This is a genomic window from Baekduia sp. Peel2402 (assembly GCF_052567285.1).
Genome location: NZ_CP199582.1, coordinates 3,129,034 through 3,143,671, shown reverse-complemented (window position 1 = coordinate 3,143,671; position 14,638 = coordinate 3,129,034). Strand labels below are relative to the sequence as shown.

General features: G+C 71.1%; 16 protein-coding genes. All 16 read left to right on the top strand.

The genetic code is table 11. The features are described from left to right. The first annotated feature begins 32 nt into the window (after nucleotides 1–32). Nucleotides 33–1,592, top strand: a complete 1,560-nt coding sequence (fliF, locus tag ACT01A_RS15375) for a flagellar basal-body MS-ring/collar protein FliF (RefSeq protein WP_445147965.1) — start codon at nucleotides 33–35, stop codon at nucleotides 1,590–1,592. After that, nucleotides 1,589–2,629 (top strand): flagellar motor switch protein FliG, encoded by a 1,041-nt coding sequence (gene fliG, locus ACT01A_RS15370; RefSeq protein WP_445147964.1) that lies wholly within the window; start codon nucleotides 1,589–1,591, stop codon nucleotides 2,627–2,629. The genes fliF and fliG overlap by 4 nt, the downstream gene beginning before the upstream one ends. Next, complete coding sequence (locus ACT01A_RS15365; RefSeq protein ID WP_445147963.1) at nucleotides 2,629–3,258, top strand: FliH/SctL family protein; 630 nt, start codon at nucleotides 2,629–2,631, stop codon at nucleotides 3,256–3,258. Before fliG ends, ACT01A_RS15365 begins: the two co-directional genes overlap by 1 nt. Before the next feature lie 19 nt (nucleotides 3,259–3,277). Then, nucleotides 3,278–4,717: a FliI/YscN family ATPase gene (locus ACT01A_RS15360; protein ID WP_445152835.1), complete on the top strand. Its 1,440-nt coding sequence runs from the start codon at nucleotides 3,278–3,280 to the stop codon at nucleotides 4,715–4,717. A gap of 68 nt (nucleotides 4,718–4,785) precedes the next feature. Then, nucleotides 4,786–5,247, top strand: coding sequence for a flagellar export protein FliJ (fliJ, locus tag ACT01A_RS15355; RefSeq protein ID WP_445147962.1), 462 nt, complete (start codon nucleotides 4,786–4,788; stop codon nucleotides 5,245–5,247). Beyond that, the gene (locus ACT01A_RS15350) at nucleotides 5,244–5,918 is read left to right on the top strand and encodes a lytic transglycosylase domain-containing protein (RefSeq protein ID WP_445147961.1); all 675 of its coding nucleotides are present in this window, start codon (nucleotides 5,244–5,246) and stop codon (nucleotides 5,916–5,918) included. The genes fliJ and ACT01A_RS15350 overlap by 4 nt, the downstream gene beginning before the upstream one ends. Beyond that, the gene (locus tag ACT01A_RS15345; RefSeq protein ID WP_445147960.1) at nucleotides 5,919–7,253 is read left to right on the top strand and encodes a flagellar hook-length control protein FliK; all 1,335 of its coding nucleotides are present in this window, start codon (nucleotides 5,919–5,921) and stop codon (nucleotides 7,251–7,253) included. 31 nt (nucleotides 7,254–7,284) lie between these two features. Next, nucleotides 7,285–7,791, top strand: a complete 507-nt coding sequence (locus tag ACT01A_RS15340) for a flagellar hook capping FlgD N-terminal domain-containing protein (protein ID WP_445147959.1) — start codon at nucleotides 7,285–7,287, stop codon at nucleotides 7,789–7,791. A 7-nt stretch (nucleotides 7,792–7,798) separates the two neighbouring features. Then, nucleotides 7,799–8,200 carry a TIGR02530 family flagellar biosynthesis protein gene (locus ACT01A_RS15335; RefSeq protein WP_445147958.1) on the top strand — a complete coding sequence of 134 codons (402 nt, stop codon included), beginning with the start codon at nucleotides 7,799–7,801 and terminating at the stop codon, nucleotides 8,198–8,200. An 86-nt stretch (nucleotides 8,201–8,286) separates the two neighbouring features. Further along, nucleotides 8,287–9,132: a flagellar hook-basal body complex protein gene (locus ACT01A_RS15330; RefSeq protein WP_445147957.1), complete on the top strand. Its 846-nt coding sequence runs from the start codon at nucleotides 8,287–8,289 to the stop codon at nucleotides 9,130–9,132. 119 nt (nucleotides 9,133–9,251) lie between these two features. Continuing rightward, complete coding sequence (locus ACT01A_RS15325) at nucleotides 9,252–9,461, top strand: flagellar FlbD family protein (protein ID WP_445147956.1); 210 nt, start codon at nucleotides 9,252–9,254, stop codon at nucleotides 9,459–9,461. Between the two features lie 102 nt (nucleotides 9,462–9,563). Continuing rightward, on the top strand, nucleotides 9,564–10,043 hold the full coding sequence (locus tag ACT01A_RS15320) for a chemotaxis protein CheW (protein ID WP_445147955.1): 480 nt from the start codon (nucleotides 9,564–9,566) through the stop codon (nucleotides 10,041–10,043). A gap of 16 nt (nucleotides 10,044–10,059) precedes the next feature. Continuing rightward, nucleotides 10,060–11,172, top strand: coding sequence for a chemotaxis-specific protein-glutamate methyltransferase CheB (cheB, locus tag ACT01A_RS15315; RefSeq protein WP_445147954.1), 1,113 nt, complete (start codon nucleotides 10,060–10,062; stop codon nucleotides 11,170–11,172). Between the two features lie 3 nt (nucleotides 11,173–11,175). Further along, on the top strand, nucleotides 11,176–11,997 hold the full coding sequence (locus tag ACT01A_RS15310; protein ID WP_445147953.1) for a CheR family methyltransferase: 822 nt from the start codon (nucleotides 11,176–11,178) through the stop codon (nucleotides 11,995–11,997). Beyond that, complete coding sequence (locus tag ACT01A_RS15305) at nucleotides 11,997–14,033, top strand: Hpt domain-containing protein (RefSeq protein WP_445147952.1); 2,037 nt, start codon at nucleotides 11,997–11,999, stop codon at nucleotides 14,031–14,033. Before ACT01A_RS15310 ends, ACT01A_RS15305 begins: the two co-directional genes overlap by 1 nt. A gap of 17 nt (nucleotides 14,034–14,050) precedes the next feature. Continuing rightward, nucleotides 14,051–14,635, top strand: a complete 585-nt coding sequence (locus ACT01A_RS15300; protein WP_445147951.1) for a chemotaxis protein CheC — start codon at nucleotides 14,051–14,053, stop codon at nucleotides 14,633–14,635. Nucleotides 14,636–14,638: the final 3 nt, after the last annotated feature.

Below are 14,638 nucleotides of genomic sequence, written 5' to 3'. Positions count from 1 at the left end.
CACACACCCTCCACCTGGAGCCCCTCCCTCCAATGGCTCTCTTCAACTCCATGTCCTTGCGCGGCAAGATCACCCTTGCCGCCTGCGCGCTCGGCTTCATCGCCGCGTCGCTGTTCCTCGTCAAGATGGCGGGCAAGCCGTCCTACGCGACGGTGATGACCGGCGTCGACCCGGCGAAGACCGCGCAGATCACCTCGGCGCTGACGTCCGCGGGCGTCGCCTACGAGCTGCAGAACGGCGGCACCGCCGTCGCCGTCAAGAAGGGCCAGGAGACCCAGGCCAACGTCGCGCTGGCGACCAAGGGCCTGAACACGACCTCGACCCAGCCCGGCTTCGAGATCCTCGACAAGCAGAAGCTCGGCGCCTCCAGCCAGCAGCAGCAGGTCGCCTACCAGCGCGGCCTCGAGGGCGAGATCGCCAACACGATCGGCCAGATCGACGGCGGCCAGGGCGCGCGCGTAAACCTCACGCTGGGCCAGGACAACCTCTTCGCCGACGAGAGCCAGCCGGCCACCGCGGCCGTGCTGCTGCCCACCGACGCCTCGAGCATGGACCCCGCGTCGGTCAAGGGCATCGCCAACCTCGTCGCCTCCGCCGTCCCGAACCTCAAGCCCGCCAACGTCACGATCACCGACGGCAGCGGCACGATGCTGTGGCCGTCCGGCGACAGCTCCGGCGGCGGCACCGACGGCCTGCCGTCCAAGACCGCGGCCGAGGCCAAGTACAACGCCATGCAGCAGGCCAGCCTCCAGGCGCTGCTGAACAAGACGCTCGGCGACAACAAGGCGCAGGTCGTCGTCCACTCCGACCTCAACGTGGACAAGATCAACGAGGAGTCGCTGGCCTACGACAAGAAGTCGGTCGTCCCGCTCGCCGAGCAGAAGGACACCGAGACGCTCAAGGGCACGGGCACCGGCTCCGGCGCGGGCGCGACGGGCAACGCCAGCAACTCGCCCAACCAGGTCGCCTCCACGACCACCGGCTCGGGCAGCGGCAACAGCGATTACAAGAAGACCTCGACCGACACGACCAACGGCGTCAACAAGACCATCACCAAGACCGAGAAGGCGACGGGCGCGGTCAACCGCCTCGACGTCGCGGTCATGTTGGACAAGTCGGTCAAGCTGACGCCCGCGCAGAAGACCTCGCTGGAGAACAGCCTCTCGTCGGCCGCCGGCCTGCAGCTCAAGCAGCGCGGCGACACGCTGAACGTCACCGAGGGCCTGAGCTTCGCGCCGGTCGAGACCGCCGCCAAGGCCGGCGGCCCGATCCCCGCGGCCTTCTCCGGCATCCTCAAGGGCGTTGGCATCGGCCTGGGCGCGCTGTTGTTCCTGTTCTTCGTCACCCGCCACCTGCGCAAGCGCGAGCGTGGCGAGCTGATCGACGAGCCGTCCTGGCTGAAGTCGCTGGAGGCCGCGCAGCCGCAGCCCGAGCTGATGGCGATGCCGACCTTCGACTCGGCGGCCGCGGCCACCGAGGTGTCGATCGCGACGGCCGACCCGCGCCGCCAGCAGCTGGACAACATCATCCACGACGAGCCTGAGCGCGTCGCCGCCCACCTGCGCTCGTGGATCACGGAGGACAACAAGTGAGCGTCGTCGCCCGCTCCGGCTCGGCCGGCCTCACCGGTCGCCAGAAGGCCGCCGTCTTCCTGATCACGATCGGCACCTCGCGCGCCGCCGACATCCTCAAGTTCCTCTCGGAGCGCGAGATCGAGGCGATCTCCGCCGAGATGGCGTCGCTGTGGCGCGTCAAGGCCGAGACGGCCGACGCGGTCGTCCAGGAGCTGGCCGAGCGCTTCGAGACCCAGGAAGACTTCGCCATGGGCGGCCCGGACTTCGCCCGCGAGGTCCTGGTCCACCTGCTCGGCGAGACGCGCGCCGAGGAGATCCTCGGTCAGATCACCGCACAGGCCGAGCTGCGCCCGTTCGACTTCCTGCGCCGCACCCCGCCGGAGCAGATCGCGACGTTCCTCGCCGACGAGGCGCCGCAGACGATCGCGCTCGTGGTCGCCTCGCTGCACACGACGCTGGGCGCGAAGGTGCTCGGCTGCCTGCCGCCTGACGTCCAGGCCAACGTCGCGATGCGGATCGCGACGATGGAGGACACCAACCCGGGCGTCGTCGAGGACGTCGAGCGCGGCCTGCGGCTCAAGTTGTCCAACGTGCTCACCCAGGAGTTCTCCCAGGCGGGCGGCGTCGACTCGCTGGCCGAGCTGCTCAACCGCGCCGGCCGCTCGACCGAGCGCACGGTGCTGGAGGCGATCGCCGAGACCGACGGCGAGCTGGCCGACGAGATCCGCCAGAAGCTCTTCACCTTCGACGACATCATCGTGCTGTCGGACCGCGACATCCAGCTGCTGCTGCGCGAGGTCGACCAGAAGGACCTCGGGCTGGCGCTGCGCGGCGTCAACGACGAGGTCAAGGACACCATCTTCCGCAACATGTCCACCCGCGGCGCCGAGATGCTCCAGGAGGACCTGGACACCGGCAAGCCGCAGCGGCGCTCCGTCGTCGAAGAGGCGCAGAGCCGGATCGTCGGCGCCATCCGCCGTCTCGAGGACGCGGGCGCGATCACGATCGGCCGCGGCGGCGAGGACGGCGAAGCCTCCGAGGACGACATCATCTGATGCAGGACTTCGCGTTCCCCACGCTGGAGGCGCTCGACGCGCCGACCTTCAACGCCCCGGAGGCCGTCGACCAGGCGCCGCCGATCGACATCGAGGCCGAGGCCGAGGCCGCGCGCGCGGCCGGCCACGAGGCGGGCTTCCAGGCCGGGCTCATCGAGGCCCAGGCGCACATGGCGGCGGGCGTCGCCGCGTTGCAGGCGGCTGCCGCGGCCGTCGACGCCGAGCGCACGCGCCTGGCCACCGCGGTCGAGCCCGCGGCCGTCGAGCTGGCGCTGAAGATCGCTGAGCAGGCGCTGGCCGCCTCGGTCGCCGTGCGGCCCGAGGCCGTCGTCGAGGTCGTCCGCGGCGCGCTGCGCCGCCTCGCCGAGCGCGAGCGCGTGACGATCCTCGTCAACCCGGAGGACTTGGAGCTCGTGCGGACCGCGTCTGAGACGCTGGCCGCCGAGCTGGGCGGGATCGAGCACTGCGACGTGCAGGCCGAGCGCCGCGTCGGCCGCGGCGGCGCGATCGTCCGCACGGTCGAGGGCGAGGTCGACGCGACGTTGGCCACCAAGCTCTCCAAGGCGCGCGAGGTGCTCGAGGACGAGCTGCGCGGCGAGGGCGACGGCGCCGAGGCCGGCCTTGCCTGAGACCCTGATCGCCGAGCGGCTGGAAGGCCTGGGCCGCGCGATCACGCGCGCCGACCTGCACCGCCGCCACGGCCGCGTCATGGACCTGATCGGCCTGATCGTCGAGGCCACCGGCCTGGAGGCCGAGGTCGGCGAGGTCTGCGACGTGCGCACCGGCCGCGATCCGCAGACGGGCGAGTACATCACCATCCCCGCCGAGGTCGTCGGCTTCCGCAGCGGCCGCACCTTGTTGATGCCCTTGGGTGAGATGACCGGCATCGCGCCGGGCGACGTCGTCACCGCCACCGGCCGCCAGGTCTCGGTGCCGATCGGCGACCACTTGCTCGGCCGCGTGCTCGACGGCCTCGGCAACCCGATGGACGACCTCGGGTCGCTCGACGGCTCGCCGATGCGCCCGATCACCGGCGCGCCGCCCTCGCCGCTGTCGCGCCCGCGGATCACCGACCGCGTCACGCTCGGCGTGCGCGCGCTCGACTCGCTCGTGCCCTGCGGCCGCGGCCAGCGCCTGGGCATCTTCGCCGGCTCCGGCGTCGGCAAGTCATCGCTCTTGGGCATGATCGCCCGCTCGACCTCGGCCGACATCAACGTCATCTGCCTGGTCGGCGAGCGTGGTCGCGAGGTCGTGGAGTTCATCGAGCGCGACCTCGGCCCCGCCATCGAGCGCTCGGTCGTGGTCGTCGCGACCTCCGACCAGCCCGCGCTCGTGCGCATCAAGGCGGCGCTCACGGCCACGGCGATCGCGGAGCACTTCCGCGACCAGGGCCACGACGTCATGTTGATGATGGACTCGGTCACGCGCTTTGCCATGGCTCAGCGTGAGGTCGGCCTCGCCATCGGCGAGCCGCCCGCCACGCGCGGCTACACGCCGTCGGTCTTCGCGCTGCTGCCCAAGCTGCTGGAGCGCTCGGGCACGAGCCCGAAGGGATCGATCACCGCGTTGTACACCGTGTTGGTCGACGGCGACGACATGAACGAGCCGATCGCCGACGCGGTCCGCTCGATCCTCGACGGCCACATCGTCCTCACGCGCCAGCTCGCGCACGCCGGCCACTACCCGGCGATCGACGTCCTGCAGTCGGTCTCGCGGCTCGAAGGCGAGATCATGACGCCGGACGTCCGCGAGGGCGCGACGCGCCTGCGCTCGCTGTTGGCCGCTTACCGCGACAAGAAGGACCTGATCGCGATCGGCGCCTACGAGCGCGGCAGCGACCCGGTCACCGACATGGCGATCGACCTGAAGGGGTCGATCGACGGCTTCCTCAAGCAGCGTCCCGACGAGGCCGTGCCCGGTCCCGACTCCGACGACATGCTGTTGCGCACGGTCGGGATCACGTCGGTCTCGGTCGGCGACCTGGCCGAGTCGATGGCCGCCGACCAGGCCGCCGCTGCGGCCATGGGTCAGCAGCCGGCTGCGGCCACCGGCCCGTCCGCCATTCCGCCGTTGAACCTGGCGGTCTGAGTCGACTTGTCCGACAGTCGTCCAGCGCCCTTCATCAACCTCCGAACCGTCCGACGAACCAGAACGAGATGTCCCGCCCTTTTCGATTCGGCCTTCAGCGTGTGCGCGAGATCCGCGCCCACGACGAGGACCAGGCGAAGGAGCGCTTCGCGGCCAGCCTCAACGCGCGCGTGCGCGGCGAAGCCGTCCTGCGCGCCGCCGAGGATCGTCTGCGTGACGCGCAGTCCGGCGTCACCGAGCCGGGCTTCGGGGTGGGTGGGTCCGTCTCTGGGCAGTCGCTGGTCGCCCGTCAGGCGTGGGTCGAGCGGTTGGAGCACGATCGCGCGGACGCCAAGCTGCGGATGACCACCTACGAGAACGACCTGCTGCACAAGCGGTCCGAGCTCGCCAAGGCCAGCCAGGCCCGCGAGGTTCTCGACAAGCTTGAAGAGCGCCAGCGCGAGGAGCATCGCCTGGAGTCCGAGCGCGCTGAGTCCGAGCGCCTCGACGAGATGGCGCTGCAGATGTTCGCCCGGAAGCAGGCGGCATGAGCGTCGAGCTGATCGGCGCGCGGATCGCCGAGATTCAGTCGCAGTTCACGGCCCTCAGCGGCCAGGCGCAGACGGCCTCCACGGTCGACGCGTCGAGCTTCGCCTCGCAGCTGGCGGCCGCGCAGACCGGCACGAGCGCCAGCACGGCCACGACGGCCACCGGCACCACGTTGGGCGGCGGCACGCCGTCGGCCTACGACGCGCAGATCACCGCCGCGGCGACCAAGTACGGCATCGACCCCGCGTTGTTGAAGGGGTTGATCCGCCAGGAGTCGAACTTCAACCCGAACGCCAAGTCGGGCGCCGGGGCCCAGGGCCTCACGCAGCTGATGCCCGGCACCGCGGCAGGGCTCGGCGTGACCGACGCGACCGATCCCGCGCAGGCGATCGACGGCGGCGCCAAGTACCTCAAGCAGCAGCTCGACCGCTTCGGCGGCGACGCCTCCAAGGCGCTGGCGGCCTACAACGCCGGCCCGGGCGCGGTTGCCAAGTACGGCGGGATCCCGCCGTACGCCGAGACCCAGAACTACGTCACCAAGGTCCTCGGCTACGCCGCCGAGTACCGCGGCACGGGCGCCACCACGGCAGCCACGAGCGCGGTTCCCGCCGCGACGGCGCCGGTCTCGCTCACCACCTCCACCTCCGGTTCCCTCGACTACAGCACGGTCTAGATGACTTCCCTCCCCATCACGCCACCAACGGCGCGAGCGGGCACAGCGCTCTCAAAGAGCACTGGCTCACCGCCCGGAGGCGCAGGCGGCGACTTCGCCGCCCTCCTCACCCAGACCTCGGCCCGGACCGCACATGCGGAAGGCCCCAAGACTCGGCCCCAGGACACGCGCCGTCGCGACGACGCGGCGCCGCGGGCGGCCGGTCGCGACGACGACGACGCGAAGGCGGCGCCGGCGGCCAAGCCCGACGACGCCTCGGCCACGCCGGCGACCACGCAGGCCAGCGACGACGCGACGACGCCCCAGGGCCAGCAGCAGCCGCAGGCTGATGCGCAGGACCAGGGCGAGAAGCCGACGCCGCCGGTCGACCCGGCTGCGGCTGCGGCCGCGCTCGCCGCGCAGCTGGCCGCCGCCCAGACCGCGACGACGCCGGCGACGGCGACGGCGGCCGGCACCGCCGCTGGCGAGCAGCCGGCGCTCGGGGCCGACGGCCTGCCGGTCGACGCCCAGGCGCTGCTCGCGCAGGTCGCTGCCGACGGCAAGACGGCCGGCGACGCCAAGGCCGCCGACGGCCAGCAGACCGGCAAGCTCCAGATCCCGGCCGAGCTGCTGAACGGCAAGCCCCAGGCCCACGCCGGCGGCCATGGCAAGGACTTCAACAAGGACGGCGCCCAGCAGAACCTGCCGCCCGCGCCGACGCTGCCGCCGACCGCCGACGCCGCTGCGTCCTCGCCGGCTGCCGCGCCGACGACCGCCGGCGCACCGCAAGCCGCGGCTGCGCAGGCTGCGCCCACGACCTCCGCGCCGGTGGCTCAAGCTCAGCCGACGGCTACGCCGCTCACGCAGGTGCCGACCGCGGCAGGGGCTCCGCAGCTCACGAAGGCCTCCGTCGCTCAGACCGCCGAGCGCGTGCAGGAGCTCGTCCGCATCGCGACCACCCGCAGCGGCCAGGCCCGCGCGACCCTCCAGCTCAAGCCGGAGGCGCTCGGCCAGGTCGACGTCCACCTGCGCACCACGCGCGAGGGGCTCGTCGCGACGATCGCCGCCCACGACCAGGCCGGCCTCGACGCCCTCCAGCAGGCGGGCAACGACCTCAAGCGCATGCTCGAGGACCGCGGCGTGCAGCTTCAGAGCCTCGACCTCCAGCTCAGCGCCGACACGGGCTCGGGCTTCGGCGCCCAGCGTGACGCCAGCGAGTCGGAGTCGGGCCGCTTCGGCGCTGCCTCCTCCTACGAGCTCGACGGCGATGACGACGACGTCGTCGCCGAGGCCGAGCTGACCCTTTCCCCCGCCCCGCTGACCGCGACGAGCGCGCTCGTCGACGTCACGGCCTGATCCCTTCGCAACCACCAGAGGACGGACCCTCATGGCCAGCACCACCACCGCCGTCGGCAGCATGTACACCAACGCCGCGGCCTACAACAAGTCCAGCACCGAGGCCAACTCGTCGTTGGACAAGAACGGCTTCTTGAAGCTGCTCACCGCGCAGGTGTCCAACCAGGACCCCAACTCGGGGCAGGACCCCAACCAGTACTTCCAGACGATCTCGATGATGACCCAGGTCGAGCAGATGACCAACCTGGCGACCTCGCAGGCCAAGAGCAACGCGACGCAGCTCATCGGCAAGCAGGTCTCGTTCGTGGAGAACAACGTCTCCTACAGCGGCATCGTCGAGAGCGTGCAGCAGTCGGGCTCCAACGTCGCGCTGACCGTCAGCGGCATGGGCGGCGTGGACCCGGACACGATCACGAACATCGCGACGGCCAGCACGACGCCGGCCACGCCCACCACCACGCCCACGGGCACCACCACGCCCACGGACACGTCGACGCCCGCGACGGGCACCGACACGACGCCCACGACCACCCCCTAGGCGCGCGATGTCCGGCACCCCCTTCAACCCGGCGCTCGTCCCGCCCGGCGTCTCCGCGCCGGCGGATGTGCGCGCCCGGACGCAGCCTGTCCGGCCATCCGTCCAGACGCCTCAAGGACCGGCGTTCGCGGACGTTCTCAAGGACACGGGCACGAAGCCCGTCTCGTTCTCCAAGCACGCCGTCCAGCGCCTGGAGCGCCGCAACCTCGACGTCGACCAGACGACGATGCAGCGCCTTCAGGACGGGGTCGATCGTGCCGCGGGCAAGGGTGCCCGCGACGCGGTGGTCCTCGTGGACGACACGGCATTCGTGGTCTCGGTCTCCAACCGCACGGTCGTCACGGCCGTCGGCAGGGACCAGATGAAGGACCACGTCTTCACGAACATCGATAGCGCCGTCATCGCTTAGCGAGAACGGCAAGGACGCCAACAACACCCTCACCCGGCTGGACCCCTCCTAGGGGAAGCCGGGTCTCTCACAGGAGACCCACCAAGATGATTCGCGGCATGTACTCGGCCATCTCCGGCCTGCGCACCCACCAGACGATGCTGGACGTGGTGAGCAACAACCTTGCCAACGTCAACACCGTCGGCTACAAGTCCTCGCGCGTGACGTTCAAGGACCAGTTGCAGCAGACGCTGTACGGCGGCTCCGCTGAGGGCCCCAACACCGGCGGCACGAACTCGGCCCAGGTCGGCCTCGGCGTCCAGCTCGGCTCGATCGACGCCGTCATGGGCGACGGCTCGATGCAGGCGACCGGCAAGCCGCTGGACGTCGCGATCCAGGGCGACGGCTTCTTCCGCGTCGGCCTCGGCGACCCGTCGACGACGCCGGCCACGATGCCGACCGAGATGAACTACACCCGCGCGGGCAACTTCATCCTCAACGACCAGGGCTACCTGACCACGCCCGAGGGCTTCTACGTCATGGGTCGCGACACGACCACGACGCCGGCCACCGACGGCTACATCCAGATCCCGGCCGGCGCCACCTCGATGGCCGTGGGCACCAACGGCGATGTCAGCTACATCCCGGCCGGCGGCGGCACGCGCACCACGGCGGGCACGCTCTCGCTGGCCAAGTTCCCCAACGACGAGGGCCTGCTGCGCCTGTCGGGCAACCGTTGGGCGGCGCACCCGTCGGCGGGCACCGAGCAGGTCGGCACGCCCAACGGCTCGACGTTCGGCACGACGATCGGCGGCACGCTGGAGATGTCCAACGTGGACCTCGCCGGCGAGTTCACCTCCATGATCGTCGCGCAGCGCGGCTTCCAGGCCAACTCGAAGGTCATCTCCACGGCCGACGAGATGCTGCAAGAGCTCGTCAACCTCAAGCGCTAATAGCGTCGGCCCCTGGGGCCAAACTCACGAGACCACGGCGCGGCCGCCCGCGCGGATGCGGAGGGCATCCGCCCGGGCGGGCGTGCCGTGGTCTCAAAACGTCGTTAAGGAGGCTTCCCATGATCGAGCTGCACAAGCTGTCCACCACGCGCGATCCGTTTCACCTCAACGTGGACATGATCGAGCGCATCGACGCCTCGCCGGACTGCCACGTCACGCTGACCACGGGGCAGCGCATCGCCGTCACCGAGTCGGTCGAAGAGGTCGTGCGCAAGATCCGCGACTGGCGCGTCGACGTGATGGCGCGCTCGCTGCGGCTCGCGCGCTGACATCCGGCCATCCCCCCGCCGGGGGATGTTCGGGTGGGGCTCTCAAGCGGCCCCTATGGGTGGTCGATCACCGGGCAGACAGACCTTCTATTTGGAGTTTTCATGCCTGAAGAGACCCTCTCACGCCAGCTCGTGGTCTTCTCGCTCGGCGAGGAGGAGTACGCGCTCCCCATCACGCAGGTGCACGAGATCATCCGGTTCACCGAGCCCCGCTCGGTGGCCTCCTCGGACCCGAGCGTCCGCGGCGTGATCTCCCTGCGCGGCAAGATCCTGCCGGTCTACGACCTGGCCACCCGCCTCGGCGTCGAGCACGCTGACGTCAGCGAGGCCAAGATCGTGATCGTCGAGACGGCCGAGGACATGGCCGGCGTCGTCGTGGACGACGTCGAGGAGGTCATCACGATCGACGGCGAGCAGCTCGACGAGGCGCCGACGGCCGGTGGCCGTGGCATCGACGGCATCGCCAAGATCGGCGACCGCCTGGTGGTCCTGCTCGATCCCGAGGGGATCGTCGGTGCCGCTAAGGACGCGCTGAACGTCGAGGTCTCTGAGACCGCCGACGAGCTCCGCGCCGCCGCCTAGGTCACAGGTCCTCTCCGTGCTCGCTGCCGCCCGCACCGCCAAGCCGTCCCGGATCCTCGTCGCCGACGACTCCACGTTCATGCGGCGCCTGCTCACGCAGGCGCTGCGCGACGCGGGGTTCGAGGTCGTCGGCGAGGCCGCCGACGGTGACGAGGCGCTCTCGCTCTACCGCGAGCTGCGCCCCGACGCCATGACCCTGGATCTCGCCATGCCCGGCATGGACGGGATCGGCGTTCTGCGCGCGTTGCGCGGCGAGCGCTCCTCGTTGCCCGTCGTCGTGGTCTCGGCCTTCTCGCCGGCCCACGGCGCCCGGGCGGTCGACGCCCTCGCCGAGGGCGCGTTCGACCTCGTCGCCAAGCCCGCCTTCGGCGAGCCGCTGGAGACGTTCGTCAGCTCCCTGCGCGAGAAGGTGACCGCGGCTGCCGCTTCGGCCAAGCCCGCCGCCTCCGCGCTGGCTCCGGCTGGGCGGGCGGGGACCGAGTCACGGCCGAGCGTGGGCTCGATCAAGGCCGCTCCGGCCGGTGGTTCCGCCGTCGCCCGGCTGCGCGCCCGTCGCTTGCCGGCCGGCACGAAGAAGGTCGTCCTGATCGCCACCTCGACCGGCGGCCCGCGCGCCCTGGCCGAGCTGATCCCGAACCTGCCGTCGCCCCTGGGCGCCGGCGGCATGATCGTCCAGCACATGCCCGCGGGCTTCACCGCCTCGCTCGCGCAGCGGCTGGACCGCAGCGGCAAGCTCTCCGTCGTCGAGGCGGCGGGCGGCGAGGCGCTCAAGCCCGACCAGCTGATCCTCGCTCCCGGCGGCTCGCACCTGCGCCTGGGCGACGACGGCGTCGCGCGCCTCTCCGACGAGGCAGCGATCGGCGGCCTGCGTCCGCGCGCCGACTTGACGATCGCCGACGCCGCCAAGCTCTTCGGCGAGCGTCTCGTGCTGGTCGTCATGACCGGCATGGGCAAGGACGGCCTGGAGGGCGCCCGCGAGGTCCGCGCCCGCGGCGGCCGCATCCTCGCCGAGGCCGAGTCCTCCTGCACCGTCTACGGCATGCCCCGCGCGATCGTCGAGGCAGAGCTCGCCGACGTCGTCGTCCCCCTCGGCCAACTGGCCGACGCCATCGCCACCGAGGTCGCCTAGACCATGTCCTTCACCAGCACCACCACCCCCGCCCGCGGCGGCGCCCAGGACGAGTACGAGCAGTTCTGCGTCGCGTTCCGCCGCGTCTGCGGCATCGACTTGTTGCAGTACAAGCGCGGCCAGATGGAGCGGCGCATCCGCTCCTTCGTGACCACGCGCCACGGCTCGCTCAGCCTGGTCGAGTACGCCGAGACGCTGAAGACCGACAAGGACGAGCTCAACCGCTTCCTGGACCGCGTGACGATCAACGTCTCGCAGCTCTGGCGCAACCCGGAGCAGTGGGAGGTCCTGGAGGAGCGCATCCTCCCCGACCTCGCCGAGTCCGGCCGCAACCGCGTGCGCTGCTGGTCTGCTGGTTCGTCCTACGGCGCCGAGGCCTACACCTTGGCCGCGATCGCCCGCCGGGCGATCCCGCGCGCGCAGGTCTCGATCCTGGGCACCGACATCGACGCCCGCATGGTCGAGCGCGCCCGCACCGGCGTGTTCACGGCCGAGGACGCCCGCGACGCCCCCACGGCGACGCTGGCGAGCCACTTCGCGATGGACGATGGCAAGTGGAAGGCCTCTGAGGAGCTCAAGCGCCTGGTGCGCTTCGAGCAGGGCGACCTGCTGCGGGTCAACCCCGCCGCCGGGTCCTACGACCTCGTCCTCTGCCGCAACACGGTCATCTACTTCAACGAGGACGTGCGCGACGCGCTCCACGGCCGGCTCGCCGCGAGCCTCCGTGCGGGCGGCCGCCTCGTCGTCGGCGCCACCGAGCGCGTCTCGGAGCCCGCCAAGCACGGCCTCGACCCCGAGTCCCCCTTCGTCTACCGGAAGATCTGATGGACACCTCCGAGTACCTCCCCATGTTCCTGGCCGAGTGCCGGGAGAACCTCCAGGAGCTCAACCTGGCCGTGGTCCGCCTCGAGGAGGCGCCCGACGATCGCGAGACGGTCGACGCCATCTTCCGCATCGCCCATTCCCTGAAGGGGATGGCGGCGACGATGGGCTACGAGGGCATGGCCACGTTGACGCACAAGATGGAGGACGTGCTCGAGCTGCTGCGCCAGCGCGGCGGCAAGCTCTCCCGCGAGGTCGTCGACGTCCTGCTCGGCTGCCTGGACGCGCTCTCGGGCGCGGTCGACTCGATCGACTCCGACGGCGCTGAGAACCTCGACCCGGCCGTCCTGGTCGAGCGCTTGCAGTCGCTGGTCCGCGACAAGGACGACCCGGAGGCTGCCGAGGAGGTCGTCGAAGAGACGACCGCCCCGGTCAAGCTCTCCACCATCTCCGAGGGCCAGGTCGTCCTGGAGATCCACGCCGTCCTGGCCGAGGACGCCCAGATGCCGGCCGTCCGCGCCTTCCAGGCGCTGGCCGCCGCCGCCGAGCACGGCGAGGTCCTGCGCTCCAAGCCCGCCGAGGGCGAGGTCGACGGCTTCGACGGTCGCCTCATCGAGATCCTGCTGGCCACCGAGAACGAGATCGACGACGTCGCCGCCGCCATGCGCGGGGTGCCGGACGTCGGTGACGTCCGCGTCGCCGAGCACACGCCCGACCCCGTCGAGGAGGCCGCTCCGCTGGCCGCCGTCGACGCCTCTGGTGCTCCGGTCCCCGCCGCGGCTCCGGCGGCTGCGGCTGCTCAGGGCGGCGCCCACAAGAAGGGCGGCCACCAGACCGTCCGCGTCGACGCCGAGCGCCTCGACCAGCTCATGCACCTGATGGGCGAGCTGGTCGTCCAGCGCACGCACGTCGAGGCGCTGAGCCTCGAGGCCGACGTCCCGGGCCTGTCGCAGGCGATGCAGGAGCTGACCCGCTCCTCGCACGCCCTGCAGGCGATGGTCATGCAGATCCGCATGATCCCGATCGAGGCCGTCCTCATGCGCTTCCCGCGCCTGGTCCGCGACGTCGCCTCCAAGCTGGACAAGCAGGTTGAACTGGACATCGTCGGCAAGGAGACCGAGCTGGACCGCACGGTCGTCGACGCGATCGGCGACCCGCTGGTGCACCTCATCCGCAACTCGCTGGACCACGGGCTCGAGAAGCCCGAGGACCGCGTCGCCGCCGGCAAGTCGCCGACCGGCAAGCTGACGATCGCCGCGCGCCACGCGGGCGGCAGCATCATCATCACGGTCAAGGACGACGGCCACGGGATCAACCCCGCGAAGGTCGCCGCCGTCGCCGTGGACCGCGGGCTCATCACCCGCGAGCAGGCCCAGCTCATCGACATGCGCGGCGCCATCGAGCTGCTCTTCGCGCCGGGCTTCAGCACCGCAGCCGAGGTCGGGGCCCTGTCGGGCCGCGGCGTCGGGATGGACGCGGTGCGCGAGAAGATCCGCGAGCTCGGCGGGGAGGTGACGGTCACCTCGGTTCAGGGCGAGGGCACCGTCAACGAGATCCGCCTCCCGCTGACGCTGGCGATCATGTCGGCGCTGTTGGTGGAGGCCGGCGACAAGCCGTTCGGCATCCCGCTGCAGCGCGTCGAGCGCACGATGCGCCTCGACGACAACCCGGTCCGCTCGGTCGCGGGGCGCAAGATGCTCGTCCTCAAGGACGAGGCGCTCCCGCTCCGCCGCGCGGTCGACGTGTTCGGCGGCGCCGCGGGCAACGCGGACGCGGCCGAGCTGCCGGACACCCACGTGGTGATCGTGCGGGGCCAGGAGGGCTCGATTGCCCTCTCGGTCTCGAAGCTCATCGGCCAGCGTGAGCTGGTCACCCGCCCGCTGCCGCAGAACGTCGCCCAGGAAGCGGCGGTCTCGGGGGCGGCGGTCCTGTCCAACGGCGACATCGTCCTGTTGGCGGATTGCGACGCACTGACCCTGAACACCCACCCGGCCTTGTCCGCATCCGAGCGCACCGCTCCGGTCCCGGCTGCCGTCTGACGATCACCGTAGGAGCCATGACCACCTTCTCTGACATGCAGCTCGACGCCTTGCGCGAGCTCGCCAACATCGGATCCGGCAACGCCGGGACCGCGCTGGGCTCGATGCTCGGCAAGTCCGTCGACATCTCGGTGCCGACGGCCGCGGCCCTGCCGCTCGACGAGGCCGTCGCGATCGCGGGCGAGCCGGACGAGCTGCGCTACGGCGTCGTCGTCCCGATCGTCGGCGACTTCGAGGCGATCGTCGTCCTGCTCTTCCCCGAGGAGGACGCCCGCACGTTGTGCGGCATCTACGGCATCGAGCCCTCCACGCCGGACGGCTACTCGATGCTCGGCGAGGTCGGCAACATCCTCGGCACCAACTACATCAACGTGCTCGCGCAGATGGTGGGCATGGAGCTCGAGCCCGACCCGCCGCAGGTCGTCGAGGACATGCTCGGCTCGATCCTCTCTACGGTCCTGATCGGCCGCGGCGATGACGTCGAGGAGGCGCTGATCCTCGACTCCAACCTGCTCGTCGAGGACGAGAACTGCTCGCTGTCCTTCCTCCTGCTGCCGAACCACGGCGGCATCAAGGAGCTTCTCGGGCGGCTGGGCCTCTAACCA

What these genes read in the sequence shown, in the direction of transcription:
- fliJ (WP_445147962.1), top strand. Translation starts at nt 4,786, where the DNA reads ATGTCCCGCCCTTTTCGATTCGGCCTTCAGCGTGTGCGCGAGATCCGC.
- ACT01A_RS15340 (WP_445147959.1), top strand. Translation starts at nt 7,285, where the DNA reads ATGGCCAGCACCACCACCGCCGTCGGCAGCATGTACACCAACGCCGCG.
- ACT01A_RS15330 (WP_445147957.1), top strand. Translation starts at nt 8,287, where the DNA reads ATGATTCGCGGCATGTACTCGGCCATCTCCGGCCTGCGCACCCACCAG.
- ACT01A_RS15335 (WP_445147958.1), top strand. Translation starts at nt 7,799, where the DNA reads ATGTCCGGCACCCCCTTCAACCCGGCGCTCGTCCCGCCCGGCGTCTCC.
- ACT01A_RS15345 (WP_445147960.1), top strand. Translation starts at nt 5,919, where the DNA reads ATGACTTCCCTCCCCATCACGCCACCAACGGCGCGAGCGGGCACAGCG.
- ACT01A_RS15350 (WP_445147961.1), top strand. Translation starts at nt 5,244, where the DNA reads ATGAGCGTCGAGCTGATCGGCGCGCGGATCGCCGAGATTCAGTCGCAG.
- ACT01A_RS15325 (WP_445147956.1), top strand. Translation starts at nt 9,252, where the DNA reads ATGATCGAGCTGCACAAGCTGTCCACCACGCGCGATCCGTTTCACCTC.
- ACT01A_RS15365 (WP_445147963.1), top strand. Translation starts at nt 2,629, where the DNA reads ATGCAGGACTTCGCGTTCCCCACGCTGGAGGCGCTCGACGCGCCGACC.
- ACT01A_RS15305 (WP_445147952.1), top strand. Translation starts at nt 11,997, where the DNA reads ATGGACACCTCCGAGTACCTCCCCATGTTCCTGGCCGAGTGCCGGGAG.
- ACT01A_RS15310 (WP_445147953.1), top strand. Translation starts at nt 11,176, where the DNA reads ATGTCCTTCACCAGCACCACCACCCCCGCCCGCGGCGGCGCCCAGGAC.
- ACT01A_RS15320 (WP_445147955.1), top strand. Translation starts at nt 9,564, where the DNA reads ATGCCTGAAGAGACCCTCTCACGCCAGCTCGTGGTCTTCTCGCTCGGC.
- ACT01A_RS15300 (WP_445147951.1), top strand. Translation starts at nt 14,051, where the DNA reads ATGACCACCTTCTCTGACATGCAGCTCGACGCCTTGCGCGAGCTCGCC.
- fliF (WP_445147965.1), top strand. Translation starts at nt 33, where the DNA reads ATGGCTCTCTTCAACTCCATGTCCTTGCGCGGCAAGATCACCCTTGCC.